The 24,787-nt window shown below is 71.5% G+C and carries 22 protein-coding genes; 9 read left to right on the plus strand and 13 right to left on the minus strand.

What is annotated here, in order from left to right; genetic code table 11:
• Positions 1–25: 25 nt before the first annotated feature.
• Positions 26–559, minus strand: a complete 534-nt coding sequence (locus ACN20J_RS13830) for a carboxymuconolactone decarboxylase family protein (protein WP_419665981.1) — start codon at positions 557–559, stop codon at positions 26–28.
• Positions 560–600: 41 nt separating this feature from the next.
• Between ACN20J_RS13830 and ACN20J_RS13835 the strand changes: the two genes are divergently transcribed.
• The 4 genes from ACN20J_RS13835 to ACN20J_RS13850 all read left to right on the plus strand — a co-directional run bounded on the left by ACN20J_RS13835 (position 601) and on the right by ACN20J_RS13850 (position 6,515).
• On the plus strand, positions 601–2,025 hold the full coding sequence (locus tag ACN20J_RS13835) for a PLP-dependent aminotransferase family protein (protein WP_419665982.1): 1,425 nt from the start codon (positions 601–603) through the stop codon (positions 2,023–2,025).
• Positions 2,026–2,475: 450 nt separating this feature from the next.
• On the plus strand, positions 2,476–4,656 hold the full coding sequence (locus tag ACN20J_RS13840) for a PEP/pyruvate-binding domain-containing protein (RefSeq protein WP_419665983.1): 2,181 nt from the start codon (positions 2,476–2,478) through the stop codon (positions 4,654–4,656).
• Positions 4,653–5,600, plus strand: a complete 948-nt coding sequence (locus ACN20J_RS13845; RefSeq protein WP_419665984.1) for a hypothetical protein — start codon at positions 4,653–4,655, stop codon at positions 5,598–5,600. The genes ACN20J_RS13840 and ACN20J_RS13845 overlap by 4 nt, the downstream gene beginning before the upstream one ends.
• Positions 5,601–5,798: 198 nt before the next feature.
• The gene (locus ACN20J_RS13850) at positions 5,799–6,515 is read left to right on the plus strand and encodes a fused DSP-PTPase phosphatase/NAD kinase-like protein (protein WP_361901098.1); all 717 of its coding nucleotides are present in this window, start codon (positions 5,799–5,801) and stop codon (positions 6,513–6,515) included.
• Positions 6,516–6,604: 89 nt separating this feature from the next.
• Here the strand turns inward: ACN20J_RS13850 and ACN20J_RS13855 are convergent, their stop codons facing one another.
• Positions 6,605–6,868 (minus strand): DUF397 domain-containing protein, encoded by a 264-nt coding sequence (locus tag ACN20J_RS13855; RefSeq protein WP_055616070.1) that lies wholly within the window; start codon positions 6,866–6,868, stop codon positions 6,605–6,607.
• A complete protein-coding gene (locus ACN20J_RS13860; RefSeq protein WP_189840422.1) occupies positions 6,869–7,729 on the minus strand; it encodes a helix-turn-helix domain-containing protein in 861 nt (286 codons plus the stop codon).
• A 178-nt stretch (positions 7,730–7,907) separates the two neighbouring features.
• Between ACN20J_RS13860 and ACN20J_RS13865 the strand changes: the two genes are divergently transcribed.
• The 3 genes from ACN20J_RS13865 (at position 7,908) to ACN20J_RS13875 (ending at position 11,530) form a co-directional block, all read left to right on the plus strand.
• The gene (locus ACN20J_RS13865) at positions 7,908–8,606 is read left to right on the plus strand and encodes an ATP-binding protein (RefSeq protein WP_419665985.1); all 699 of its coding nucleotides are present in this window, start codon (positions 7,908–7,910) and stop codon (positions 8,604–8,606) included.
• 124 nt (positions 8,607–8,730) lie between these two features.
• On the plus strand, positions 8,731–9,195 hold the full coding sequence (locus ACN20J_RS13870) for a hypothetical protein (protein WP_189840420.1): 465 nt from the start codon (positions 8,731–8,733) through the stop codon (positions 9,193–9,195).
• Between the two features lie 472 nt (positions 9,196–9,667).
• Positions 9,668–11,530, plus strand: a complete 1,863-nt coding sequence (locus ACN20J_RS13875) for an ABC transporter ATP-binding protein (RefSeq protein WP_189840652.1) — start codon at positions 9,668–9,670, stop codon at positions 11,528–11,530.
• A 74-nt stretch (positions 11,531–11,604) separates the two neighbouring features.
• On the opposite strand, the gene ACN20J_RS13880 is transcribed toward ACN20J_RS13875, so the two are convergent.
• The 4 genes from ACN20J_RS13880 to ACN20J_RS13895 form a co-directional block, all read right to left on the minus strand.
• Complete coding sequence (locus ACN20J_RS13880; protein WP_186001198.1) at positions 11,605–11,775, minus strand: hypothetical protein; 171 nt, start codon at positions 11,773–11,775, stop codon at positions 11,605–11,607.
• A gap of 212 nt (positions 11,776–11,987) precedes the next feature.
• Positions 11,988–12,701: a DUF899 domain-containing protein gene (locus ACN20J_RS13885; protein ID WP_419665986.1), complete on the minus strand. Its 714-nt coding sequence runs from the start codon at positions 12,699–12,701 to the stop codon at positions 11,988–11,990.
• Positions 12,702–12,803: 102 nt separating this feature from the next.
• A complete protein-coding gene (locus ACN20J_RS13890; RefSeq protein WP_419665987.1) occupies positions 12,804–14,048 on the minus strand; it encodes a cytochrome P450 family protein in 1,245 nt (414 codons plus the stop codon).
• Between the two features lie 103 nt (positions 14,049–14,151).
• Positions 14,152–15,618, minus strand: a complete 1,467-nt coding sequence (locus ACN20J_RS13895; RefSeq protein ID WP_419665988.1) for an amidohydrolase — start codon at positions 15,616–15,618, stop codon at positions 14,152–14,154.
• Positions 15,619–15,768: 150 nt separating this feature from the next.
• On the opposite strand from ACN20J_RS13895, the gene ACN20J_RS13900 reads away from it, so the two are divergent.
• On the plus strand, positions 15,769–16,719 hold the full coding sequence (locus tag ACN20J_RS13900; protein ID WP_419665989.1) for an endonuclease/exonuclease/phosphatase family protein: 951 nt from the start codon (positions 15,769–15,771) through the stop codon (positions 16,717–16,719).
• A 123-nt stretch (positions 16,720–16,842) separates the two neighbouring features.
• Here ACN20J_RS13900 and ACN20J_RS13905 read toward each other — a convergent pair whose 3' ends face one another.
• From ACN20J_RS13905 to ACN20J_RS13930, 6 genes are all read right to left on the minus strand, one after another.
• On the minus strand, positions 16,843–18,867 hold the full coding sequence (locus ACN20J_RS13905) for an FUSC family protein (RefSeq protein WP_361995288.1): 2,025 nt from the start codon (positions 18,865–18,867) through the stop codon (positions 16,843–16,845).
• 719 nt (positions 18,868–19,586) lie between these two features.
• Positions 19,587–20,318, minus strand: coding sequence for a hypothetical protein (locus tag ACN20J_RS13910; protein ID WP_190230297.1), 732 nt, complete (start codon positions 20,316–20,318; stop codon positions 19,587–19,589).
• Positions 20,319–20,359: 41 nt separating this feature from the next.
• A complete protein-coding gene (locus ACN20J_RS13915; protein ID WP_419665990.1) occupies positions 20,360–21,199 on the minus strand; it encodes a nucleotidyltransferase domain-containing protein in 840 nt (279 codons plus the stop codon).
• Between the two features lie 191 nt (positions 21,200–21,390).
• Positions 21,391–21,825, minus strand: coding sequence for a hypothetical protein (locus tag ACN20J_RS13920; RefSeq protein ID WP_189840412.1), 435 nt, complete (start codon positions 21,823–21,825; stop codon positions 21,391–21,393).
• Between the two features lie 113 nt (positions 21,826–21,938).
• On the minus strand, positions 21,939–22,643 hold the full coding sequence (locus ACN20J_RS13925) for a hemerythrin domain-containing protein (protein ID WP_419665991.1): 705 nt from the start codon (positions 22,641–22,643) through the stop codon (positions 21,939–21,941).
• A 419-nt stretch (positions 22,644–23,062) separates the two neighbouring features.
• Positions 23,063–24,220 (minus strand): peptidoglycan recognition family protein, encoded by a 1,158-nt coding sequence (locus tag ACN20J_RS13930; protein ID WP_361995280.1) that lies wholly within the window; start codon positions 24,218–24,220, stop codon positions 23,063–23,065.
• Positions 24,221–24,359: 139 nt separating this feature from the next.
• On the opposite strand from ACN20J_RS13930, the gene ACN20J_RS13935 reads away from it, so the two are divergent.
• The gene (locus ACN20J_RS13935) at positions 24,360–24,776 is read left to right on the plus strand and encodes a MazG nucleotide pyrophosphohydrolase domain-containing protein (RefSeq protein WP_361995278.1); all 417 of its coding nucleotides are present in this window, start codon (positions 24,360–24,362) and stop codon (positions 24,774–24,776) included.
• The last annotated feature ends 11 nt before the right edge of the window (positions 24,777–24,787 follow it).

Below are 24,787 nucleotides of genomic sequence, written 5' to 3' on the forward strand. Positions count from 1 at the left end.
ACGCTCCCAGCCCACCTCCCGCGTTTCAGCGTTCGTCCGTCCCCGCCCTCTTCGCCGTCGCCAGGGCGACCCGGTTCCAGGTGTTGATCGCGAAGATGAGTGCCAGCACCTGGGCCAGTTCCTTTTCGTCGAACCGGGCGGCGGCCTCGGCGTAGACGTCGTCCGGGACGCCGCCGTCGGCGACCAGGGTCACCGCCTCCGTCAGGGCGAGGGCCGCGCGCTCCTTCTCGGTGAAGAAGTGCGGGGCCTCGCGCCACACGGCGACCATGTGCAGCCGGTCCTCGGACTCGCCGGCCTTGCGCGCGTCGTTGGTGTGCATGTGGAGGCAGTACGCGCAGTGGTTGAGGTGCGAGGCGCGGATCTGGATCAGTTCGACAAGGGCGGGGTCGAGGCCCTCGCGGGCGGCGATGTCGAAGCCGACGAGGGCTCGGAAGGCCTTCGGAGCGGCCTTCGCGAAGTTGATCCGGGCGTTCGTCGTGTGTGCCGCGTCCATGGTCTGCCCTTCGCTCATCGTGGTCGTCGCGTTCACCGTGTGTGTCGTGTTCGTCGTCATGACCATGAATCTACGAGCCGGAAAGACCCCCTGTAGGGTGCATTTCCATGGCGGATTCATGGGTCAATTCGGCGGAGCGTATCGGCGCCGACCTGCATCTGGAACTGTCCGGTCCGGGTGGCCGCCGCGCCGCTCTGATCCGCGCCCTGCGCGAGGCGGTCCGCAGCGGGCGCCTCGCCCCGGGCACCCGGCTCCCGCCGTACCGCTCGCTCGCCGCCGACCTGGGCGTGGCCCGCAACACGGTCGCCGACGCGTACGCCGAGCTCGTGGCCGAGGGCTGGCTGACCGCGCGGCAGGGTTCGGGCACCCTGGTCGCCGAGCGGGCCGAGCCGTTGGGCGCGCACACGCGGGTACCCAAAAAGGCACCCCCACGCGCGCGTGGACCGCGCCACGACCTGCGGCAGGGCACGCCGGACGCGTCGTCGTTCCCGCGCACGGCGTGGCTGGCCTCGTACCGGCGGGCGTTGCGGCAGGCCCCCAACGAGGCGTTCGGGCCCGGTGATCCCGCCGGGCGGATCGAGCTGCGGGTGGCACTCACGGAGTACCTGGCACGCGCGCGTGGCGTCCGTACCGAGCCGGGGCGGATCGTAATCTGCTCCGGCTTCGCGCACGCCCTGCGGCTGCTGTTCCCCAAGGTGCTGCGGGGTCCGCTGGCCGTCGAGTCGTACGGCCTCGCCTTCCACCGCGAGCTGCTGACGGCGGCGGGCGTGCGGACCGTACCGCTGCCGCTCGACGAGGACGGCGCCCGGGTCGACGGCCTGGGCAACGAGCGGGCCGTACTGCTCACGCCCGCACACCAGTTCCCGACCGGTGGACCGCTGCATCCCGCGCGGCGGGCCGCCGTGATCGACTGGGCACGCGCGCGTGGAGGGGTGATTCTGGAGGACGACTACGACGGGGAGTTCCGCTACGACCGCAAGCCCGTCGGAGCCGTCCAGGGCATGGACCCGGAGCGGGTCGTCCACATCGGCTCGGTCAGCAAGAGCCTGTCGCCCGCGCTGCGGCTGGGCTGGATGGTCCTTCCGGAGCGGTACGTCGACGGGGTCCTGGAGGCCAAGGGCGAGCGGGAGGCGTGGGCGAGCGCCCTGGACCAGTTGACGCTCGCGGACTTCGTCGCCTCGGGGTCGTACGACCGTCATGTGCGGCGGATGCGTCAGCGGTACCGGAGACGGCGGGACCGGCTGGTCGCCGCGCTCGCCGAGCACGCGCCGCACGTCGAGGTCACCGGGATCGCAGCAGGGCTCCACGCGGTGCTGCGGCTGCCGCCCGGGAGCGAGCAGTCCGCGGTGAAGGCCGCCGTGTGGCAGGGCCTCGCGCTGGACGGGCTCGCAGAGTTCAGGCACCCGGAGTTCCGGCATCAGGAGGCGACCGTGCCCGCGCCGGACGGTCTGGTCGTGGGGTATGCGACGCCTTCGGAGCATGCGTACGGAGCCGCGCTGGAGGCGTTGTGCGCGGCGCTGCCGCCACCGTGAGCACTGGGTGGGGCGTGAGTACTGCGTGACGGGTGAGTGCTGACTGACGGGTGAGCACTGAGTGGGGAATGAGTCCTGAGTGAGGAACAGGCCGTCGGCCGGAATCCGACTTCCGGATGACATGAAACACAACACCGAGTGGGATCCTCGGCTGTAGGAGGCGCGTTGTTGCCGCGGCCGTACCCCGGTCGGGCAGGAACTCGCCCCCATCCTTCGTTCCGTCGTCAGGCGCAGGGCCACCCCCGCGCGTCCCCCCTGTTGGCGGTCGGTCCTGGAGGGTGTTCGATGACGACGGTTGACGAACGTCATGGAGACGGTGCGCGCGACGGGGACGACCAGGGCGGTGTCCCCCGCATGGGCGATCCACTGGCCTCCCGGTTTCCTCGAACCGCCCCTGAAGCTCCTCGACTCGCCCCCGAGATTCCTCGACTCGCCGCGGAAGCGGTCCCCTTGAGCGATCCGCGGGCGGCACGCATCCCGTTCGCCGGCTCGAAGGCGGCACATCTCGCGCGCGCCGCGCTGGCCGGGCTGCCGGTGCTGCCGGGGTTCGTCGTGCCGCACAGCGAGCCCGGGGAGCACCTGAAGGAGCCTCCGTACAGCGACTGGTCCGGCGATCGGGCAGGAGACGGCGACCTGGAAGGCCTGCGCCGAGCCTGGCAGGAGCTCTCCGCCGACGGCACGCGCCCCCTCGTCGTACGGTCCTCCTCACCGCAGGAGGACACCCAGGAGTCGTCCCTGGCGGGCCAGTTCGCGTCCGTGCTGGACGTACAGGGCTGGCACGAGTTCCGTGCGGCCGTACGGACCGTGCTCGACTCGGCGCACCGGCCCGACGGCACGGTGGCTCCGATGGCCGTGCTGGTGCAGCCGATGCTCGCGGCCCGCGTCGGTGGGGTGATGTTCGGCGCCGACCCCGTGGAGGGCCGGACGGACCGGATGCTGGTGAGCGCGGTGCGCGGCGGGCCCGACTCCCTGGTCAGCGGCGAACAGCCGGGCACGAACTACTGGTTGAGCCGCTGGGGACGACTGCTGCGCACCGAGCCCGATGACCCCGAAGGGCTGCTCGGAGCCGACGGACTGCGCCGCCTGGCCAGGCTGGCGCGGCAGGCGCGCGGGGTCTTCGGCGGGCCGCAGGACATCGAGTTCGGGTTCGACGCGTCCGGGCGGCTGTGGCTGTTCCAGAGCCGCCCGATCACGGCGATGGCGGCGCGGCCCGCACGCGGTGCGCGGCTGCTCGGTCCCGGACCGGTGGCGGAGACGCTGCCGGATCAACTGGAGCCGCTGGAAGAGGACTTGTGGGTGGCCCCGATGGCACGGGGGCTGGCCGCCGCGCTCGACATCGGGGGCACCGCGCCCCGGCGGCAACTGCGCTCGCTTCCGGTCGTCACGGCGGTCGGCGGACGGGCCGCGGCGGATCTGCGGCTGCTGGGCGCCGCACCGCCCCGGAACCGGTGGCTCGCGCTGCTCAACCCGGCGCCGGGTGCCCGTCGATTGGCTGCCGCCTGGCGGGTGGGCCGGCTGACGACGGCGCTGCCCGGTCTCGCGGTGGACCTCGTCGCGGACGTCGACCGCCGGCTCGCCGAGACACCGTCCGCGGACCGGCTCACCCGCCCCGACCTCGTCTCCACCCTCCGCTGGACCCGTACCGTCCTGGTCTCCCTGCACGCTCAGGAGGCTCTCGCGGGCGCCCTCCTCCCCGAGCCCCGCGCCACAGCGGCGGGCACGGCCCTCGCCGCCCTCGCCGAGTCCCGCGCTCTCGGCGTACCGGATGACCGGATGGTGGCGGCGCAGCCGGTGGTGCTGGCGCTGGTGGCACCCGGTCTGGGCAGGGAGTTGAGGTTTCCGGCGGATCCGGGACACCCGGAGGGCGCACCGACGGCACGCGAGGGCGCCGCCCCCACGACAGCGCTCACGGACACACTCGCCGCCCTGGACACGCTCCCCCCGCCCCTCCCCTCGCTCCCTCCCCGCGAGGCCCTCCGCCTCCGTATCCGCTGGGCGCAGGAACTCCAGGTGCGGCTCGTCCGGGAGGCGGCGCGGCGGCTGGTCGTACGGGGCGGGCTGGGCGAGGCGTCGAAGGTCGGGCTGCTGCGGTGGCGGGAGTTCGTCGAGGCGCTCGAACACGGCCGCCTCCCCGGCGACTTCAAGGAACGTCTGCCACGAGCCGTGTCGGCGCCGCTGCCCGACGCGTTCCGGCTCGCGGAGGGCGGCACGGTCGTCGCCGAACGGCCCGTGGGCAAGGGCGGGAGCGAAGGCGCGGGCCAGGGCGTGTCCGGCGGACGGGCCGCCGGAACGGCCTGGGACGGCACCGGGACCCGGCCCGCCGACCCCGTACTCGTCGTCCGCACGCTCGACCCCGCGCTCGCCCCGCTCCTCCCCGGTCTCGCGGGACTCGTCGCCCAGACGGGCAGCCCGCTGTCCCATCTCGCCGTGCTGGCCAGGGAGTTCGGCCTGCCCACGGTCGTCGGCGCCACGGACGCCGTACTCCGCTTCCCGCCCGGGTCCCGCCTCACGGTCGACGGCACCACCGGCGACGTACACCTGCGGGAACAGGAACGACAGGACGTACAGGAACAACGGGAGGTACAGGAACAACGGAGCCTCGGCCAAGAGCCCCAGGGAGACCCCCGATGAGGCGCGTCGCCTACTTCTTCGGGAGTGCGGCAGCCGCGGGAGCCGGAACGTACGTCGTCATCTATCTGTACCGGTGGCAGTGGCAACGGGCCATCCTGTGCGGGGTGTTGCTGCTGGTCGTCGAGGTGATGCTGCTCGGGATCGTGCTGCTCGGGCGGCTCTCGCGGATCGAGGAGCGGATGCGTGACGCGGACCGTCGGCAGGAGGACGTGCTGGCGCGGCTGCGGGAGAAGGAGGCCCGGCCGGCGGGCGACCGGTTCCGCTGGCTGGACGAGCCGACGAGTCGTACGTACGTCTTCGTGCCGGTCCTGATGGTCACCGGCGTGCTGCTCTCCGGTCTCGCCTGGATCGTGCAGCGGATCGCGTCGGCCACGGCCCGGCCCACGGCGGAGCGTCGGCTCGCGGGGCGGCTCGCCGTCCTGGCGGCGCCCGATCCGGCCCGGGACGCCGATCCGGACCGCATGGACCGCATGGATGGCATGAGCGGCGTGGACGACCTGGACGACCTGCCACCCATCGGCGCGCGAGGACGTCACGGCCGCCGTACCGCGCGCGTGCTCGTCGTGAGCGCGGTCGGGGCCGCGCTGATCGGCGTGCTCGTCGTGGGGCTCGCCGACCTCACCCAGACCCGCGAGGAGGACGCGAAGAACTCCGAGGCGACCTCCCTGCTGCTGAAGGTCGACATGCGCGGTACGAACATGACCGCCGAGCGGGAGTCCCTCGCCGCGCGCCAACTCTGGGAACGCTGCCGGGACTCGACGTCCGTACCGCTGAGCCGCGCCACCCTCGGCACGCTGGGCGACGGTCTCTTCGCGGGCGTGGTCCAGCCCGCGCTGACCGACCACGACCGGATGCGGCTGCGCGGCTGTCTGGAGGACACCGGCCTGGACCGTACGCATCTCACGGTGGTCGGCATCGGCGACGCGGACGCAGACGACGACTGAGCACGCACCCGCAGGCGATGCGCCGCCCGCCCGGCGCAGTGATTCGAACCGGAACTCTCGCCCCTTCCACCCCTCCCCCCACACGGGCAACTTCTGCCATACATGGACAACTCTCGCCCCGGCGGCCCAGGTTACGATGCCGAGGCGCCCCTCCTCCCCGAGCCCGCGCCCCCTCGTCCCCGAGCCTCCGGGTCGCCCATGGCTGTCGTCGCTCCGTCCCCGCCCCGCACCACCCTGCCCACCGGCCGTCCGCGCAGATCCCTGCGCCGAACCGTGCTGAGAGTGCTCGCCGGACTCGGTCTCGGCTATCTCGCGCTCTGGGCGACCGGTGCGCTGGGCATCCTCGCGCTGTCGTACTGGACTCGGGAACAGACCCCTCCGCCCGAGGGGACGCACGCGGTCCAGGGCATCCACCACTTCCAGCCCGTGGACGCCGAGGGGGCGCTGTGGCGGGGCGCGGCCCCCTCACCCGCGGGCTACCGGGAGCTGGCCAGGCTCGGCTTCACCACGGTCGTCGACCTGCGGGCCGAGGACCTGAGCGCCTCGCAGCTGGCCGGGCCGAGCAGGGCGGGTCTCGATGCCGTACGGCTGCCGATCCGGGACGGACAGACCCCGACGCCGCACCAGGTACGACGCTTCCTGAGCGTCGTGGGCGCGGCCCCGGGGCCGGTGTTCGTGCACTGTGGGGCGGGTGTGGGCCGGACGGGGACGATGGCCGCGGCCTATCTCGTACAGGCCGGACAGGCGTCCCCGTCGGCGGCGGTCCGGCGCAACCTCGCGGTCGGACCGCCTTCGATCGAGCAGATCTATTACGCGCTGAGCCTCGGCCAGGACCGTGCCGAACAGCCGCCTTTCCCGATCGTGGCGGTGAGCCGGCTGGTGGACGCGCCTCGGCGCATGTGGTCCTGGTGGTGAATCGACTGGGTCACTGGATCAACTGAATGCCAAGGTAGAAAGCACGTGGGACAAGTAGGTGCGGATCAAGGATCGGCCGGTCGGCGGCCTCAGGAGAGCAGGAAGTCGGCCTCCCCCGCCTTGGCTCCCTGGATGAACGCCGTCATCTCGCCGGGGGTGTAGATGAGGGCGGGCCCGTCAGGGTCCGCCGACTGACGGACAGCGATCCGGCCGTCGGAGAGCTTCATCGCCTCCAGGCAGTTGCCGCCGTTGCCGCCGCTCCACGGCTTGTGCCAGCCTTCGCTGCCCAGTTCCCTGGCGGGCATGCCGTTGTAGATCCGCGCGTTGCGTATCCGGGTCTTGATGCGATCCATTCACAGCTCCTTGCGGAGATCCAGCAGGATCTCCTTCGTGCGATGTGCCGTGGCGGCTTGCGCCGCCATGCGGTCCATGACCTCGAGATGGGTTGCCACCTCGGTACGTCCGTCCAGGTAGACGGCGCCGGTCAGGTACTCGCTGTAGACCATGTCCGGAAGTTCGGGCATGGCAAAGCGGAACAGCACGAAGGGCCCGTACGTGCCCGCGTGCGGCCCCGAGGAGAAGGGGGCGATCTGCAGCGTCACGTTCGGCAGCTTCGTGGCCTCGAGCAGCCTGTCGATCTGGGCGCGCATGACCTCGGGGCCGCCGACGGGGCGGCGCACGGCGGTCTCGTCCATCACGGCCCAGAACCGGGGCGCGCCCTCGCGCGTCAGCAGCTCCTGGCGTTGCATGCGCAGCGCCACATGGCGCTCGATGTCCTCGGGTCTGGTCTGGCCGATGGCGCCGGATTCCATGACGCCACGCGCGTACTCCTCGGTCTGCAGCACTCCGGGAACGAAGTGGGGTTCGTACGAGCGGATGAGGACGGCCGCGCCCTCCAGGCTGACGTACATCGAGAACCAGCCCGGCAGGATGTCGTGGAAGCGCTGCCACCAGCCCGGCTGGTTCGCCTCCTCCGCCAGGGCGACAAAGGACTCGGCCTCTTCGTCGGAGACGCCGTACGACTTCAGCAGGAGCTGGAGGTACGGGATTTTGAGGGCCACCTCGGCCATCTCCATGCGGCGGACGGTGGCGGAGGTGACGCGCAGGATGCGTGCTGCTTCCTCGCGCTTGAGCCCCGCGCGTTCCCGCAGGTCAAGCAGGCGCCGTCCGAGGACGACCTGCCCGACCGTCGGCGCGGACCGCGGCTCGCTCACGTCCACCTCCACTTTGTCCGGACAGCCCGGGCGGCGCCCGTTCGGGCCCCGGAACGGGTACCCAACTGACGCCGCGCCACGTGCTGTTGCGAGCAGTGTGCCATGGCCATACGGCACGGAACACTGCACTCTGCAATTTTCAGAGTGACACTTGCCAAGTGTTCACGACGGGGAGATAGTGGCAAACGTGATTCCGTCCGCGCCGTTAGGAACAGACGCAGCCGAGGACCGGTTCCGTCTCGGTGCCGCCGCTGGGGCATGCCCCGAGACGGCCGCCGAGCGCCGGTTCCGCTTCGAGCTGGCCGCACATCCGGGCTCCGCAGCACAGGCCCGGCATCTGACGCGTGCCCGGCTCTCGGGCTGGTCGGTCTGTGAGGACACCTGCGACACGGCGGAGCTCGTCGTCTCCGAACTGGTCACCAACGCCATAGTGCACACGGCGAGCCGCCATGTGGTGTGCGAGCTGCACGACGGCGGCGACCTGGTGCGGATAGCCGTCCGCGACGAAGGGTGTGCGCCGGGTGAGCCCCACCCGTCGCCACAGCGTCCCGAGGAGGAGCACGGGAGGGGATTGCTTCTCGTCGCGGCGATGTGCACAGCCTGGGGCGCCCAGGAAACCGGTCCCGGACTGCTGGTCTGGGCCGAACTGCCGCGCTCGGCGAACAACGGCGCCGAGCCGCGGTCGGACCTGGGCTGGAGTGCGAGGAGCCGGCCGGCCCCAGCCGGCTCCTCGCCAACCGGGGACCAGACGCACGGGCAGCACACGCACGGAGACCGCTCGCACGGCGAGCACTCGCACGGGGAACACGCTCACGGGGAACACGCCCATGCGGAGCCGAGCGGCTCACAGCCGCCCCCGGCCGGGCACGACTGGTAGTGACCTGAAATTGCCGGTGATCTGAATTGTTGGTGACCTGAATCGTTCCAGTCGGCTTCCCGGCTGGTGTGGCGACAGCCGTTTCCGGATGGTTCGGAAAATTGGGAGAACGGACGGGGGCTGAATGGGTGTGAGGGCGACGTCGGCCGGTGCGTCACGGGTGCTGAACCTGGACACGCTGGTCCGCCTGGAGCGCGGCCTGCGGACGAGGTCCGGGACCGTGCCTTCGCGGCGGCTGACCGTGCCGGAGGGCATGCGGGCGCCGCTGGGCTGTGACGCGGTGGCCATGCCCGCGAGACTCGGCCCACTGCTGATGCCCCGACTGCCACGCGTCGGCTGTGTGTACGCCGACAGCACGCACTGGTGGTGGCTCGTGCCCTCCGACTCCGACGTCGCGCTCGATTGGCCGGCGCCCGCGCACTACGCCACGGGGGCGCTCGTACCCGCTTCGCCCGGTATTCCCGCGCTCCCCGGGCTCATCCACAAGCCCGGCGGCACGCTTCCGTACACGCCGCCGATCCCGCTCTACCTGGCGCTGTGCCGGTTGACGGGGACTCCGCCGGCCTGGACGAGGCCGGTCAGCGCGTGAGCGCTCCGCTGGGGTGCGCTGCATTCGTCTGCGGGTAGTCGTGGGCTGGTCGCGCCCCGCGGCGGAGCCGCTTATGTCACAGCCCCGCGCCCCTTCGGGGCATGCCCCCACAGTGCGCGGCCGTGAGCGCCCGGGCGTGCTCCGGTTACGCCGTGGCGGACCGGGCGCGCGCCCTGCCCGATGACGTCCCGCGCCGCGATAGTGGCCGTTCGGCCACGATCGGGGGAGGTCGCCGGTGGGACCTGCGGAATCTGCGGGAGCTGCGAAGAGGACCGGGCGGAGAAGCGGGCGGAGGGCCACGAGGAGGACCGGGCCGACGGGGTCCGTGACGGCGGGGGCGGAATCCGCGAAAGCGGGATCAGCGAACGGGAATCCCGGTGCGGCCGAGCCCAAGCCGCCCAAACACAAGGGGTCGGGGCCCGAACCGTCCCACTCCGAGCGGCTGCTCTTCGGCGGTCCGTTGCGGTACGACATGGGCTGGTCGCAGCACTCCGACGCGTTTATGGAGCTGAACTTCCGGGCCATGGTGACGCGGCTGCCCGCGCTGCTGGCGTCCAGTTTCCGGCTGGCCTGGCAGGCGGACCGGCGGGCGGCACGGGTCGTGGTGGGCGCCGAGGTGGGCCGCGGCCTGGCCCAGGCGGTGAGCCTGCTGGCCGTCAACAGCGTCCTGGGGCGCCTGATGGCGACCGGCCCGGTGGAGGACCGGCTGCGCGACGCGGTGCCCGCGCTCGTCGTCGTCGCCGTCGTGATGCTGGTCGCCGCACTGCTGCGAGCCGCCTCGACATACGCCACGGGCCGCCTCGAACCGAAGGTGGAGCGCGTCGCGACGGAGCTGTATCTGGAGCGGGCGGCGGCCGTCGAGCTGTCGGCGATCGAGGACGAGGCCTTCCACAAACTGCTGGACACGGCACAGTACGGCGCCTCGTCCGCCCGGCGAATGATCAGGATCGCCACGCGCGTGGTGAACGCGGGGATCTCACTGATCGCGGCGGCCGGCGTGCTGACGGTGCTGCACGTGGCCCTGCTGCCGCTGCTGGTGACGATGACGCTGCCGAGCGCGTGGAGCGCGCTGACCATGGCGCGGCACCGCTACGCGTCGTTCCACGCCTGGGTGCAGCATGCCCGGGCCGGCCAGCTGATCAGCGGTCTGCTCACCGAGCCCGCCGCGGCGCCGGAGATCCGCGTCCACGGGGTCGGTCCCTTCCTGCTGCGGCACTTCCGCGCGATGTCGGAGTCCGCCGAGGCGGAACAGGCCCGGCTGGCCCGGCTGGGGGCACGGACCGGGCTGATCGCGGCCGCCTGGACCGGTGTGGCCACCGTGGCGACGTACGCGACACTCGGCGGGCTGCTGCTGGCCGGTGCGATGGCGCTGTCCGTGGCGGGCACGGCGGTGATCGCGATCCGTACGGGCTCCGGAAATCTCGACACGCTCGTCCTGGAGGTCAACAGCCTCCATGAGGACGCCCTGTTCGTCGGGGATCTTCAACGCTTGTACGTGGAGGCGGCCGAGCGCGCGATCCCCGTCGGCGGCGAGCCGCTGCCCGAGGAGCCGCGCGAGATCCGCTTCGAGAACGTCACGTTCACCTATCCGGGCAGTGCGGCCCGACCTGCCCTGGCCGACCTGACGCTCAGCGTGCCGCTCGGCAAGATCGTGGCGCTGGTCGGGGAGAACGGCTCCGGGAAGACCACCCTGGTCAAGCTGTTGTCGGGCCTGTACGCGCCGCAGCGGGGCCGGATCCTGTGGGACGGCGTGGACGCGGCGACCGCCGACCGGCATCAACTCGCCGAGCGCATCGCGATGGTGGCGCAGGACTTCAAGAGGTGGCCGTTCACCGCCCGGGTGAACGTCGCGATCGGCCGGACGTCGGCGCCGCTCACCGACGAGCGGCTGCGCACGTCCGTCACCGAGGCGGGCGCCGAGAACGTGGTGGACGATCTGCCGCGCGGTCTCGACACGCTGCTGGCCCGCATGTTCAGCGGCGGCCACGAGTTGTCGGGCGGCCAGTGGCAGCGGCTGGGTATCGCGCGGGCGGCGTACCGCAGGGGCGCGATCCTGGTCGTGGACGAGCCGACGGCGGCCCTCGACGCCCGCGCCGAGCTGGAGGTCTTCGAGAAGATCCGGGCCCTCGCGGGTACCGGTCAGACGGTCATCCTCATCACACACCGCCTCGCGTCGGTGCGCCATGCCGACCTGGTGCACGTCCTCGACCAGGGCCGACTCGTGGAGTCCGGCACTCCGGAGGAGCTGCTGTCCTCGGGTGGGGTCTACGCCGAGCTGTACTCGCTCCAGGCCGAGCAGTTCGCGGCCAAGGTGCCGGCGCCCAAGGCCGGCTGAAGGTCTTCGTACCTCACGCCGGGCCGCTCCTCACGCCGGGTGAGGCCCTTGGCAGCCCGCCCGGCCGGCCCGGCTCACTCGGCGAGTTCCCGCACGACCACCAGGAAGGCGTCCGTCGACAGGTCCATCACGACCTCGACGTGCTGCCCCTCCAGGCGGCGCGCCTGCGCGAACTCCTCGGCCGGCCACGAACCACGCGGCCCACCGGCGGGAAAGCGCTCCAGCACCGTTCGCCCGTTCACCACGTTGCACCTCCATGTAGCGCCGCTCTCCTGAGACCTCTTGAGAGCCTTTGAAGAGTTAAACGCCAAACAGGGGGTGGACGTCTCGCGAAGTGACGTTACTGAGACGTAGCTGACACGCGGTCATCACACGCTGTGAAACACCTCTCAGGCCGTACCGACCTTCTGTACGGCCCTTCGCCTCGCTTTTTGTGCCCCGGCCGGACTGGCCGGACTCAGTCCTCGTACTCGTCGTGGTACCGGACGCGCTCGCTCCCGGCGGGCGCGCCCAGTGCCGACGCGCGCCCCTCCGGCTGCTCCCACTCCTCTTGCCTGCCGAGGGCGGTGAGGTCCAGGAGACTCGTGGTGGAGCCCAGTCCGTCCAGTCCGCGCTCGTACGTCGAGTACGTGTGGAAGATCCGCTCACGGTCGCGGAGGAAACAGCTCAGCCCGGGGCGTTCGTACGAGTCGTGGCTCTGGCCGCCGGCGCTGCTGTCGTGGCCCTCGAACGACACCTGGAAATCGTGGTTGAAGTCGTTGCCGTACGACGAGTACCAGGGCAGCGTCCATCCCATCCGCGCCTTGAAGGGCAGGATCTTCGTGTACGGCGCCCTGGAGACCACCGCGAACTCGGTGCCCCGCGCGCGCAGATGCGCGAGGTGCCCGATCTGGTCGACGAAGCCCGAGCAGCTGCGGCAGCCCGCGTCCCACTCCGGCGCGAACATGAAGTGGTAGACGACGAGTTGAGGCCGCCCTTCGAAGAGGTCGAACAGCGTCGCCTTGCCGTCCCCGCCCTCGAAGACGTACTCCTTGCCGATCTCGACCATCGGCAGTCGTCGTCGCTCGGCGTTCAGCGCGTCACGCGCGCGGGTCGCTGCCTTCTCCCTGACCAGCAGTTCCTCGCGTGCGCCACGCCACTCGTCGCGCGACACGATCCGCGGAAGCGTCATCTGCCCCTCCTCCGGTGCGGTGCTTTCCCTGGGGTGGACCGGAGGGAGGAGCGGAACTCATCGGTGGGACGCGGAATTTCTTTTCTTCAGTCAGTCAGTACGTCAGTACGTCACCGGGAGCGCGAGCAGGCCGCGGGCGCGGAGGGACGGTCGCCACCGGAGGTCGCCCGGGTCGCCGTCGAGCTTCAGATCGGGGAGGCGTTCCAGGAGGGCGGCCAGGGCGATCTCCGTCTCCAGTCGGGCCAGCGGGGCGCCCAGGCAGTAGTGGATGCCGTGGCCGAGCGCGAGATGTCCGGTGGCGTCCCGTCCGAGGTCGAACCGGTCGGCGTCCGGGAAGCGACGGGGGTCGCGGTTGGCGGCGGCCAGGGACAGCAGGACCGTCTCGCCCGCCGGGACGGTGACATCGCTGATCGTCACGTCCTCCAGCGGGAAGCGGCGGATGGCCAGCAGGGCGGGTCCGTCGTAGCGGACGAACTCCTCGACGGCGGCCGGGAGTCGGGTGGGGTCCGCGCGGAGAGCGGCCAGTTGGTCGGGGTGCTGGAGCAGCGCGAGGACCGCGGTGCCGATGAGCTGCACGGTGTTCTCGTATCCCGCGAAGAGGATGAGGAAGGCGAGCGACATCAACTCGTCCTCGCTGAGCCGGTCGCTCCCCGCACGATCGCTCCCCGCCCGGTCGTTCCCCGTACTGCCGCTCTCGTCCCTGACCGCGATGAGGTCGGAGAGCAGGTCGTCCGCGGGCTCCTTCCGCTTGTCGGCGAGGAGTTGGGTGAAGAAGCCGAGCATCGCCACGACGGCCTCTTTGGCGGCCTGCGGCCTGGCCGGATCCGGCGCGACGAGCACATCGGTCCAGGCCCGGAAGTCGCGGCGATGCCCGTCCGGTACGCCGAGCAGGTCGCAGATGACGGTGATGGGGAGGGGCGCGGCGTAGGCGGCGATCAGGTCCGTGCCGCCGTGCGGGCCACCGTTCGTACTCAGCGCGTCGAGGAGGTGGTCGGCGGTCCGCCTGATGGGGGCGCGCAGTTGCTCGACGCGGCGCGTCGTGAAGGCCCGGCCGACCAGGCGGCGGATGCGGGTGTGGTCGGGCGGATCCATGTTGAGAAGGTTCGCGTCCAGGGCGGGCGGCAGAGCAAAGCCCTTATAGCCCCCGGGCAGCGCATGCCGCTTGTCCAGCGAGAGGAGCGGGTTCGCCAGGGCCTCGCGTACGTCGTCGTAACGCGTGACCAGCCAGGCGGGGCTGCCGTCGGGCCCGGTTACGCGATGCACGGGCGCGGTGTCGCGCAGCCGGTCGTAGACGGCGTACGGGTGAGTAAGAAGGCCATCGGTGACGAGGTCCTGGTCAGTGGACATGAGCTAACCCTAGGCGCCCCTCAAGGGGCGCGGGGAACTGCGCGACAAGCACCGACCCACCCGCAGCAAAACGAACCGCATACCCGTATACCGAGCGGAGCGCTCACGTGTCGTAGTCCTGGATCCGCTTCCCGTGGCTCCGGTCGATCAGCGCCGGCATCCGTTCGTTCATCTCCCGCACGATCGCGGGCACATCGAGCGTGAGCAGCTCGCGGTCGCGCATGATCACCCGCCCGTCGACGATCGTCGTGCGTACGTCACCGGAGCGGGCGCTGTGTACGAGGGTGGCGGCGAGGTCGTGCACGGGCTGGGTGTGCGGCCCGCTCACGTCGACGAGGATGATGTCGGCCCGGCGACCCGGCGCGAGACTGCCGATCTCCTCGCCGAGGCCGACCGCCCTCGCACTCTGCAACGTCGCGTGGTGCAGGGCCTGTCGGGAGGTCAGCCACCGCGGATCGCCCTCGGTGAACTTCTGCACCAGCGCGGTGAGGGCCATGGACTCCCACACGTCCAGGGAGCTGTTGGACGCGGCCCCGTCCGTGGCGAGGCCCACGGGGATGCCGAGCTCGCGGAGTGCGCGTACCGGAGTCGTCGTGGGCCAGGCGAACTTGAGGTAGCCGCGGGGTGCGCCGGCCACGGCGATCCGGCCGGTGGCGCGGGCCAGTACGGGCAGGTCGCGCTCCATGATGCCGGTGCCGTGTGCGATGAGCAGGTCGGTGTCGAGGAGCCCCGCGTCGGCCAGCACCTCGATGGGTGTGCGGCCGTGGCGGGCGAGGCTGGTGTCGGCCTGGTCGCGGTTCTCGGAGGCGTGGATGTGCACCAACAGGCCGTGTTCGCGGGCGAGTTGTGCGGTGGCGGCAAGGTCGGCGTCCTCGACGGTGTACGGGGCGTGCGGCGCGAGTGACGTGGTGATGCGGCCGTCGGCGGTGTCGCGGTGACGGAGGGCGAAGTCCAGCGACTGCTCGCGCCCCTCTGCGCCCTGGGAGGAGAAGAAGGCCTGTCCGAGGTTGGCGCGCATCCCGCTCTCGGCGGTCACGGCGGCGACGGTGTCCATCGAGAAGTAGTGGTCCGCGAAGCAGGTGACCCCGCCCCGGATCATCTCGGCGCAGGCGAGCCGCGCGCCCAACTCCACGTCCTTCTCCTGGAGGTTGGACTCGATGGGCCAGACGAAGTCGTTGAACCACTCCTCGATGGGCAGGTCCTCCGCGATACCGCGCAGGGTGACCATCGGGGCGTGCGTATGGCAGTTGACGAGACCGGGCATCGCGACCTGGCCACCGGCGTCGATGCGCACGGTGTGCTCCGCGGCGGGGACGTCGACGTCGACCGGCCCTGCGGTGACGCTCTCGATCCGGCCGCCCCGTACGACGATGGTGGCGTCCTCGACGAAGCCGATCTGTTCTTGATCGTCGTGCACGAGGGCGGTGCACCGGGTGATGATGAGATCGGCCGGAAGAGCTGTCGGGAGACCGGTCGGGACATCTGCCGGGGCCTTCGTGCCGGGCGGATGAGCCTGATCTCCGGCAGAGCTGTTGGTCGTCGCGTCGGGCGTGGGCTCGGGCGAGGTCATCACGCCACGGTACGACGGGATCATGCCGTCGGGTGACGTGAACCGCGCATCCTGTCCGGGCCCTGTCGCCCCGGCGGTTTCCCGCGCACGCTGGCCTCACCATTCGACGGGCGGCGCCCCTTGGACGGCGCGTCCGGGAAGGAGCCCGGCATGCTCCTCGGCACCTGGAACCTGGAGAACCTGTACCGGCCCGGCGGCGCGTTCGGACCGCGCAGCGAGGCCGCGTACAAGGCGAAGCTCACCGCTCTGGCCTCGGTCGTCACGGAACTCGACCCCACGCTGCTCGGCGTGCAGGAGGTCGGCGATCCGGAGGCGCTGGCGGACCTGGCCGGGATGCTGGACGGCGACTGGCACATCGCGCTCTCGGAGCATCCGGACAGCCGTGGCATCCGGGTCGGCTTCCTCAGCCGCCCGGAACCTCGGACGATCATCGACACGAACTCCTTCCCCGCACCGCTGCGCCCGGTTCAGGGTGACGACGACGGCGAACCGGTGTCGAGGACGGGCCGCGGCTTCCTGGCCACGGAGATCAGCGTCCAGGGGATGACGCTGACCGTGGCGGTCTGCCATCTCAAGTCGAAGCTGCTGACCTTCCCGGGCGGCCGGTTCCAGCCGCGGAACGAGGGCGAGCGGGCCCGCTACGGCGCGTACGCCCTGTACCGGCGGGCCGCCGAGGCCACGACTCTGCGTGCTCTCGCCGACGACCTCCTCGACGGCAGGGGCAAGGAGCGGAACGTGGCCGTGCTCGGCGACCTCAACGACGAGGTGGCCGCCGCCACGACCCAGATCCTCCAGGGCCCGCCCGGCTCCGAGATCGGCACGCCCGGCTTCGAACGCCCCGACAAGGGCGACGCGGCCCGGCTCTGGAACATCGCGCCCCTCATCCCGGAGGAGCAGCGCTTCTCCCGCGTCCACTCGGGCCGCCCCGAACTGATCGACCACATACTGGTAAGCCGACTGCTGCTCGACCACGTGACCGGGGCGGGGACGGGGACACCGGCCCGGGAGACCCCGCTGCCGTCTGTCGACGAGAACGCGGGGGCACGGCGGGACGCGGCGGGGTCGGACCATGCGCCGGTGTGGGTGCGGGTTGAGCCCTGAGGACTCGTCTGAGGGGCATCCCTGAGGGGAGCCTTCGCGGAAGCCCTGGCGGGTTCGTCGGTCAGGCGCTGAGGGGAGCGCTTGGCGGGGACCCTTGGCGGGGGCCCTTGGGGGGCTCGCCGCTCAGGCGCTGAGGAGGTCGGCCGGAGGGTCCGCAAGGCCGGCGCGCTCGCGCTGCTCGACGAGTTCGTCGAGGAGGGTGGCGAGGCGCTCGGTGTGCCGCGGGGTCAGCCGCCCCGTGTCGTCGAGGTGGACGGCGCAGGCGGTGGTGGTGTCGACGAGGCGTTCGAGGGTGGCGGCGACCTCGTCGGTGCCTTCCGTGTGCCGGGCCAGGGTGGGCAGTTCGGCGGCGGCACGGTCGATCGCGGCCCGGGCCTCGGCCAGCTTCCGGTAGGCCTCGCGGCGCAGCGCCCAGCGGGCGGCCCGGTCGTCAGCGCCGCTCAACACGTGGGTGAGATACGCGTGGGCGGCGTCGGTGGCGGCGTCCAACCGCGCCCGCACGTTCCCGCCGCGCTGTCCCGGAGCCGGCAGATGTCCGACGATCAGCACGATCGCGCAGGCCAGCAGCGTCTCGCCGATACGGCTCCAGGAGGCTTCCGGCTCCCCGCCGACCATGACGAGGGCGAGTACGAGGACGGTGACGACGGCGGTCTGCGCGGCGAAGTGCCTGGTGGCGACGGGTATCAGGGCGCCGCTGATCGCCACGAGCGCGATGAGCCCCTCCGGCCGGGGCAGCACGGCCGCGAACCCCGCGAAGACGAGGGCGCCCAGGACGGTGCCGGCCGCCCGGTTCAGTACGCGCGAGACGAGCGGCCCGAGGTCCGGCTTCACGAGGAAGACGGCGGTGGCCGGCAGCCAGTACCAGTGCACGTGGTGCAGGGCCTGCGCGACGGCCGCGCTGGCTCCGTAGCAGAGGGCGACGCGGAAGCCGTACTCCCGGCCGCCCGGGCCGGTGACCGTGCGGAGCAGGGCCTTGGTGCGGAAGGGGCGTAGACGCAGACCCTTGTGCGCGGTCTGGCGGGCGCCGCGGTCGAGAGGGTTGGTCCCGGCGCCGCTGTGGAGAGCGGCGTCGGCGTCGCTGTGGAGGGCGGCGCCGTGCTCGTCACCGGCCTTCTTGCCGTCGATCTCCTGTCGGCTGCCGGGCTTCCTGCCGCCGGTCTGCTTCCGGCCGGTCTGCTTCCCGCCGGTCTGCTTGCCGCCGCGGTCGAAGGTCTCGGCGGCGTGCAGGAGGGCGTCGTCGAGGGCGCGCAGTCCGGGTACGGACCGGGCGGGCGCGGGCAGTGGCCCGCAGGGCTCGCCGGTCCGTACGGCGACGGCGAGCCGACGCGGCCCCTCCGCCGTACGGGCGGGCAGCGCGTCCCCGGCCCAGGCCAGCGCGGTCGCGGCCTCGGCGAGGGGCAGCGCGGCGGCGTACTGCGCCCGCAGCCGCCGCTCGGCGGAGGAACTGGCGTACCGCCGCAGCCGCGGCCCCGCGAGCGCGTCCTGCGCGTGGTCGAGCGCGGCGGTGAGAGCGGCCCGCCGGGCCCCGGCCTGCTCGCCGCCGGCAGCGGCGAGCAGCTCGGCGATGGCGTCGTAGACGTCCGCGACGGCCACCCGCTCCCCGTCGAACCGGAAGTCATGGGCGAGGGCACCGGGCGTGGGCAGCGCAAGCCGCAGCGCGATCAGCCAGGCGGCTCCGGCCAGAAAGAACAGGGCCCGCTGCCACCCGGGTTCGGGCAGCGGCATCCCGGCCCCGATGGCCGCGGCGACGAGCAGCTGCGTACCGGCCCCGGAGGACACGGGCCCCACGGCGCTCACGGCCCCGGCGAGCAGCCCGAGCGCGGTGAGTATCAAGGTCAGCGGAACGGCCCCGAGGCCCTCCCCCGCGTACGTACCCACGACGAGCCCCGCGGCCCCGGCGAGCCCGGGCACCCCGATGCGGTGCACGGCGGTCCGCCGGCTCCCGGGCCGGTCGTTGATCCCGGCGAGCATGGCCCCCAGAGCGGCCATGACCCCGACGGACTCCCGCCCGGCGAGCACGGCCGCGAGCAACAGCGGCCCGGCGGCGAGCGCCCCGCGCACGACGGCATTCCACGGCACGGGCCCCCTTTGCGCACGCAGGGCATGCGTGAGCCAGGGCGGCAGGGCAACGGAGAAAACGCGCGGCACGGGCACGGGGCTCCTGTCGGGACGAGGGCGGTTGCGGGTGGCATGCCTTCGGGCGACGTCGGCCTGGGCGGTGGTGCTTACGGTAGGTCGGGTTCCTGGAGGGTATGGGGTCTACACGTTTCGTGGATGTGACGATTGTCGTATTGGCCGCGTTCTTTATGTACGCAATCGGGAGCGGGCCCGGTGTACGTCTCCCGAAGGCGGCCCGGGCGGCGAATCCATCGGCACGCGAACGGGAGCGGGAGCGGGCTCAGAGGCCACAAACGGGGACGGGAGCTGCCCCGGAGGCCTCAAACGGGAGCGGGCTCGGAGGCGTAGCCGGCCTCCGAGCCCTGTGATGCCACCCATGTCGCACACCGGCACGCTTGAGAACTCAGGTCAGTGTTATGTCGCCGCGTCCTGCCTTTGGACCACCGCACATCGAGCTGTGCGGGCCGGACTTGAACCGGCATTTCGACGCCCGGAGCCTGAGTCCGGTCGATCCGGCGATCGGTGGCGAATGCTGAGTCTGGAGCAATAGTCTGAGATTGATCGCGGTCTGCCTCTGCCAGTTGGGCTACCGCGGCGCGATGGGCACGTCGTACGAGTTGTACGGGTGCCGAGTTGGTGCCGCGGGGAGGACTCGAACCTCCACTGGAACCGCGCAGTCACGACAAGCTTCAGTTTCAGCTTGCGCTCCTCGCGCACCCCGGTCGCAGTGGACCGGGGAGTCTTCGAGGCTACCCGAACAGGTAGCCGAACACGGCGTCTCCGACGCGCTGGTCGGTGACGTCGGCGCCATTCGCCTCTTCCCGGGCGAACTTGACGGCCTGCTGCAGCTTCTCGACGCGATCGAGCAGCTCGTTGACGCGCCGCGCCGGAAGGGCGCCGGAGAACTTCACGGTCGTCCAGTACCCGACGGGGATGTCCTCGTAGTACACCTCGACCTGCGCCGGATGCTTCTCGGTGGCCTCCGCCTTCACGTGGTTGCGCGGGACCTTCTTCGTACGCAGCGTCCTGACCGGCTCGGTCTTCCACGCATCGGTCGACGGGTCCTGCACCCACGACTCGGAGGCGTCCAGCACGGGCAGCTTCCGCACGAAGGTGTTGAGATCGGTGAGCTGCTTCTCCAGGAAGAGCAGATAGGACACCGGAACATCGGCGACGAGCACACGCCCGTCGACCTTGACGTCCGCGCGGGCCGTGCAGTTGGCCCAGTCCTTGGTGGCGGTCACGTCGAACAGCCGGGTCAGCGTGGCCGCGGTGTCCCGCAGCACGTCCTCGGCCTGCACCTGCACCCGAGTCGACTCGGGCGGCAACTGCTCACCCTCCTCGTCCTTGGGCTGATACGTACGCGAGATTCCGGCCAGCAACGCCGGCTTCTGCAGCCCGTGATGGGCAGCCGTCAGGTCCTGATGAGACTTGGACTTGATGCCCTTCTCGACTGCGATGATCTGATTGAGTTTCGCCACGTCGGTGACGGTAGCAGTGTCAACTTGACGTTTTCCAAGGGTTATTCGGCGTCCGTTGCGGAACCGCCCGATTGCGGACCCGTCCGTCCGAAGAGGGTCTGGGTCGCCGCGATGGCCCGAAGCAAGGGGTTCGCGCCCGATGCCGCACCCGATTCCGCACCCGGATCCGCGTCCGATTCCGCACCCGATTCCGTGGACAGCGAGCCGAGGATGTCGTCGACGCCCCGCAACCCCGCCCGCTCCAGCAACCGCTTCTCGTTCGTCACCCACTCCCCCCGTGCCGCCAGCACCGCGTGCCCGGCCTGCATGGCGGCCGTGGCGATGGCGCCGGCGGTCTCCGTGCGGCGGCCGTTCGGGGCGTGGTTGGCCTTGGCGTAGGCGAGGGTCATGAGGGCGGTGCCGTGCCAGCGGGTGTGGGCGGTGTGGCGGAGCTTGTCCGGGTAGGCCGCCGGGCGGGGCAGGGTGCCGTGGAGCACCTCGTTGACGGCCAGTTCGGCGACGAGCAGGTAGCTGGGGATTCCGGCGAGGTGGAAGAGCAGCGGCTCGACGTGGAAGCGGCCCTCCTCCGCCTCCGCCAGTTCGTGTTCTACGACGTCGAGGTCTCGGTAGTGGACGTCGACGCGGCGGCCCTCGATGGTCAGCCAAGCCCCGCCGTTGAAGACGCCGCCTCCCCAGCCGCCGATCTCGGAGACCTCGCCCTCCCAGCCGATGGCGCGCAGGGCTGCGGGAGTGAAGTAGCCGCGGTAGTAGACGGCCAGGTCCCAGTCGCTGGCGGGCGTGTGCGTGCCCTGGGCCCGGGAGCCGCCGAGGGCCACCGCCCGGACCGCCGGAAGGGCGGCCAGTCGGTCGGTGACGGTGTCGAGGAAAGCACGGTCGTTCACAGGTGGTCACTCGCAGAGTTGTTGCTCAAGGGTTGTTACTCACAGGGCTCTTGGTCGCGGGGCTGTCAGTCGCAGGAATCTTGGTCACAGGGCTGTTGATCACCGGGACAGGGCGTCATCCACGAGGCGGTCGCCCAAGCCCAGGGCGCCCATCACAGGTGGCGCTACAGACCGCGCTCCCGAAGGGCGCGTCACGGTCGCCTCGGGGGCAGTCCGATCGTCACGCCGCCGCTGACCGTGTGCGCCTGGACCACGGCGCTGTGCTGCACGTCGCCGCTGATGGTGTTGTGGAGGGCGCCCGGGGCGGGGGCCGTGGAGGGCGGGGTCAACTCGTCGAGCAGCGCGCGGAGTTCGGCGGCAGCCTCAGGGTCGTCGCGCAGGGTGCGCCGGAGCCGGGTTCGCCAGGATGCCTGGACGTCCGCCGCGGCCTCCTCGTCGTCGGCGTCCCGCGCGGCGACGAGATCCGCCCGCGACTCCTCCAACTCGCCCACGACGGCCTCTTCGTCCCGCCCACGCGAGAAGAGCACGACGACCCGATCCCGTACGTTCGCCCAACCGTCGGTCACCATCTGCTGCACGAGCGCTGTCGCCCCGGCCGCCGCCAGCGCCGCCAACTCCGCGTCCATCGGGCCCCCTTCATCCATCTCAGGGTATGGGTTCCCACGGTAGCCGGAGCGGCCGACAACGCCCCCGCGCAGCGCCCGAGACGCCCCAGGGTGCGCCCCTCTATGGACCGCGCTCACCCATACACCCGCGCCACCCTCCGCTCGTATCCCCGCCTCCAGAACGCCTTCCAGAGGAGCGCGATCGGCGTGGGCACATCCGCGAGGAGGCGTTTGCGTTCGCCGGGCAGGGCGTAGTGCAGCAGCATGCCGAAGAGGGCCGGCAACCGACGGCCCGCCGCCTTTAGCTCGCCCTTGATGAACTCCTCGAACTCGGCCTGGCTGACCTGGCGGGTGATCGCCGGGAAGACCTCGGCCTCCTCCAGGGCCAGGTGAGGGCGCAGGACGTCCAGCAGTTCCCGGATGACCGGGGCGCGTTCGGGAAGGGGGCGGGTGCGGTCGGCCGCGTCGTCGGCGAGCTTCTGGATGAGGGTGTGTTCCTTTTCCAGCTCGTCGAGGATGGTGGCGATGCTCGGCTCCCGGTCGCGTACCAGGGGGTGGAGTTTTTCGTCCTCGCCGTGGTGGTGCTGGTGGAGTACGGCGATCACCAGCTCGATCTGTCCCTGGACCGCTTCGGCCCGCCGGCCGGATTCGGCGGCGTCTGCCAGTCGGCTCAGTTCCTCGCGCAGCCCGCGGTGGATCAGGATCCCGCCGATGTCGTCCGGCTGTGACTGCGACTGTGACTGTGACCGCGGCTGTGCCTGCGGATTCGGGTTTGGCCGCGGATCCGGCTGTAGATCCGGCTGCGGATTCGGATCTGGCTGCGATCGTTCCGTCGTCATGGTCGACTCCGTCCCCCGTGTGGTCTCCGTCGAGGCGTACGGAAGTCATCCCTAGCGAGCGCGGAGCGGTCACGCGAGGCGGCTCGCGCGGGACGCGCAGGGCGGGTGGGTCGCGCATCGGCGCGCGCGGTCCGGTCGTCCGGCCGAAGGTGTGGGAGCTGTGCCGTACGTCGGCTGCCGGGGCTGCTGAGGCGGCGCGCACCCGGGCCCTCGTACGCCGTCCGGCCGTCTCCGCGTGCGCCAGGACCGGTCCGTCCCCGTACGCGAGGCCGGGCGGGCACTCCGGTGGGAGTGATCCCGAACGCCCCGCGCGGCGGACGTATTGCGTACGGGGAGGGCGGCGCGGGAGCCGGCGCTGCGGGGCCCCGGAGTTACCCCCACGGACCTCTGCGGACCCCCGCCGCACTCGGCGTTGCCGATCAGCCAGTGCCCGCCGCGGCCTTTCGCAGCTTCGCGAGCTCTCCGTACATCACGTCGCCCGGGCACTCCGTCGACAGCCAGTCGCGGTGGCCGCTGATCTCGTTGACGTCCTTCGTGGTGCCGTTGATGGGGTTGGTGTACGTGACCTGGGCCTGGGGGTCGACCCCGTGGAAGCGGGTCAGGGCGCGGACCAGGCTGGTGAGGGACGCGCGGGCGGCGTCGGTCGGGCCCTGTTCCATCAGGTTGCCGAGGAGGGCGATGCCGAGGTTGCCCGAGTTGAAGCCGCCCACGTGGAAGGCGGTCACGAGCTTGCCGTCGGCGTCGTGGGCCGCGACGCCGTCGTCACCCGAGTAACGGCCTTCGTAGACGTTGCCCTTGTCGTCGATGAGGAAGTGGTAGCCGATGTCGCCCCAGTCGTTCGTGATCGCGTGGAGCTGGTAGATCGCGCGCACCGTGGCGGCCGGGTCCGGGTCGTCGTTGGCGGTGGCCGTGTGGTGGACCGTGAACGTCTGGAACGGGTAGTACGCCGTCGGCGTGTTCTCCGTGCCGTCCGGCTTGAAGCGGAGCTTCTCGTCCGCGCCCCAGGCCGCCCGCGAGAGGTAGGCGACACCGCGCACTCGAGTCGTGTCCGTCGGCACCGCCACCTTGCGGGTCGGGCCCTGCGTCGTGTCGATGGCCGTCGAACGCAGCCCGGTGGCTCCGTCCGGCGCCTTCAGCTCGTAACCCGCTGCCCGCTCGACGGGGATGAGCAGCGCTCCGCCGTTGCTGTCCGAACAGCCGCTGCCGCTCAGGGACTTCCAGGCTCCCTTGCCGCCGTCGGCGTCGGTCAGCCGGATGCCGCCGCCGGTGGCTTCACGGGTACCGGCCCAGCGCACGCCCACGTAACCGATGGGGAAGGCGGCCTCGACCGGCGCCTCGCCCGTGGCCTCCTTCGCGCGGGTCTTCGGGAAGGTCTCGGGGGTCGTACCGGGCTCGGCGTCGGTGGTGTCCGAACCGGCCGCGTCCGAGGTGGTGTTGGCCATCACGACGGGGGTCAGCGCGGCACCCGCCGCGACCGCGCCCGCCGCACCGATCAGCCCGCGCCGCGTGACGCGGGACCGAGCACGGTGAGACGTGGGCGAGGAGGAAGGTGTGGGGGTGGTGGGGGGAACAGTCATGGGGCTTCCTTAGGTGTTCCTGGTCGTTCCTGACGGCGGCGGGGCGTACGGGCCCACACGCCAGCCATGCTTGAAGACTCAACGGAGCATAGGGGTTCCGGTTACCGGCCCTGTCCGCGCCCCTCGATAAAATCCCCGGATGCACTCCTCCCCCTCCTCCCCCGCACGTCTCGTCCATGAATTTCATCTGGCCTTCGGACTCGACGCCCGCACGACACCCACAGAGGTCTCCCCGGAACTCGCGGCCCATCGCGGTGAGTTGCTGGCCGAGGAGGCCGCCGAGGTGGCGGAGGTCGCCGTGGCCGGGCCGCTCGACCGGCTGGCGCACGAGCTCGCGGACGTCGTGTACGTCGCGTACGGCACCGCGCTCGTCCACGGCATCGACCTGGACGCGGTGATCGCCGAGATCCACCGCGCCAATATGACGAAGCTGGGGCCCGACGGGCGGGTCAGCCGCCGGGCCGACGGCAAGGTCCTCAAGGGGGACCACTACCGGGCCCCGGACGTGTCGGACGTGCTGCGGAATCAGGGCTGGGAGCCTCGATCCACCGCCTGACCTGCACTTTC

This window comes from Streptomyces sp. 2-1 (genome assembly GCF_048564895.1).
Lineage (GTDB): Bacteria > Actinomycetota > Actinomycetes > Streptomycetales > Streptomycetaceae > Streptomyces > Streptomyces phaeochromogenes.

Bases quoted from the DNA above. Each gene is read 5' to 3' on its own strand.
- ACN20J_RS13830 (WP_419665981.1), bottom strand. From the start codon at position 559: ATGGTCATGACGACGAACACGACACACACGGTGAACGCGACGACCACG.
- ACN20J_RS13835 (WP_419665982.1), top strand. From the start codon at position 601: ATGGCGGATTCATGGGTCAATTCGGCGGAGCGTATCGGCGCCGACCTG.
- ACN20J_RS13845 (WP_419665984.1), top strand. From the start codon at position 4,653: ATGAGGCGCGTCGCCTACTTCTTCGGGAGTGCGGCAGCCGCGGGAGCC.
- ACN20J_RS13850 (WP_361901098.1), top strand. From the start codon at position 5,799: ATGGCTGTCGTCGCTCCGTCCCCGCCCCGCACCACCCTGCCCACCGGC.
- ACN20J_RS13855 (WP_055616070.1), bottom strand. From the start codon at position 6,868: ATGGATCGCATCAAGACCCGGATACGCAACGCGCGGATCTACAACGGC.
- ACN20J_RS13870 (WP_189840420.1), top strand. From the start codon at position 8,731: ATGGGTGTGAGGGCGACGTCGGCCGGTGCGTCACGGGTGCTGAACCTG.
- ACN20J_RS13875 (WP_189840652.1), top strand. From the start codon at position 9,668: ATGGGCTGGTCGCAGCACTCCGACGCGTTTATGGAGCTGAACTTCCGG.
- ACN20J_RS13885 (WP_419665986.1), bottom strand. From the start codon at position 12,701: ATGACGCTTCCGCGGATCGTGTCGCGCGACGAGTGGCGTGGCGCACGC.
- ACN20J_RS13890 (WP_419665987.1), bottom strand. From the start codon at position 14,048: ATGTCCACTGACCAGGACCTCGTCACCGATGGCCTTCTTACTCACCCG.
- ACN20J_RS13895 (WP_419665988.1), bottom strand. From the start codon at position 15,618: ATGACCTCGCCCGAGCCCACGCCCGACGCGACGACCAACAGCTCTGCC.
- ACN20J_RS13900 (WP_419665989.1), top strand. From the start codon at position 15,769: ATGCTCCTCGGCACCTGGAACCTGGAGAACCTGTACCGGCCCGGCGGC.
- ACN20J_RS13920 (WP_189840412.1), bottom strand. From the start codon at position 21,825: ATGGACGCGGAGTTGGCGGCGCTGGCGGCGGCCGGGGCGACAGCGCTC.
- ACN20J_RS13925 (WP_419665991.1), bottom strand. From the start codon at position 22,643: ATGACGACGGAACGATCGCAGCCAGATCCGAATCCGCAGCCGGATCTA.
- ACN20J_RS13930 (WP_361995280.1), bottom strand. From the start codon at position 24,220: ATGACTGTTCCCCCCACCACCCCCACACCTTCCTCCTCGCCCACGTCT.
- ACN20J_RS13935 (WP_361995278.1), top strand. From the start codon at position 24,360: ATGCACTCCTCCCCCTCCTCCCCCGCACGTCTCGTCCATGAATTTCAT.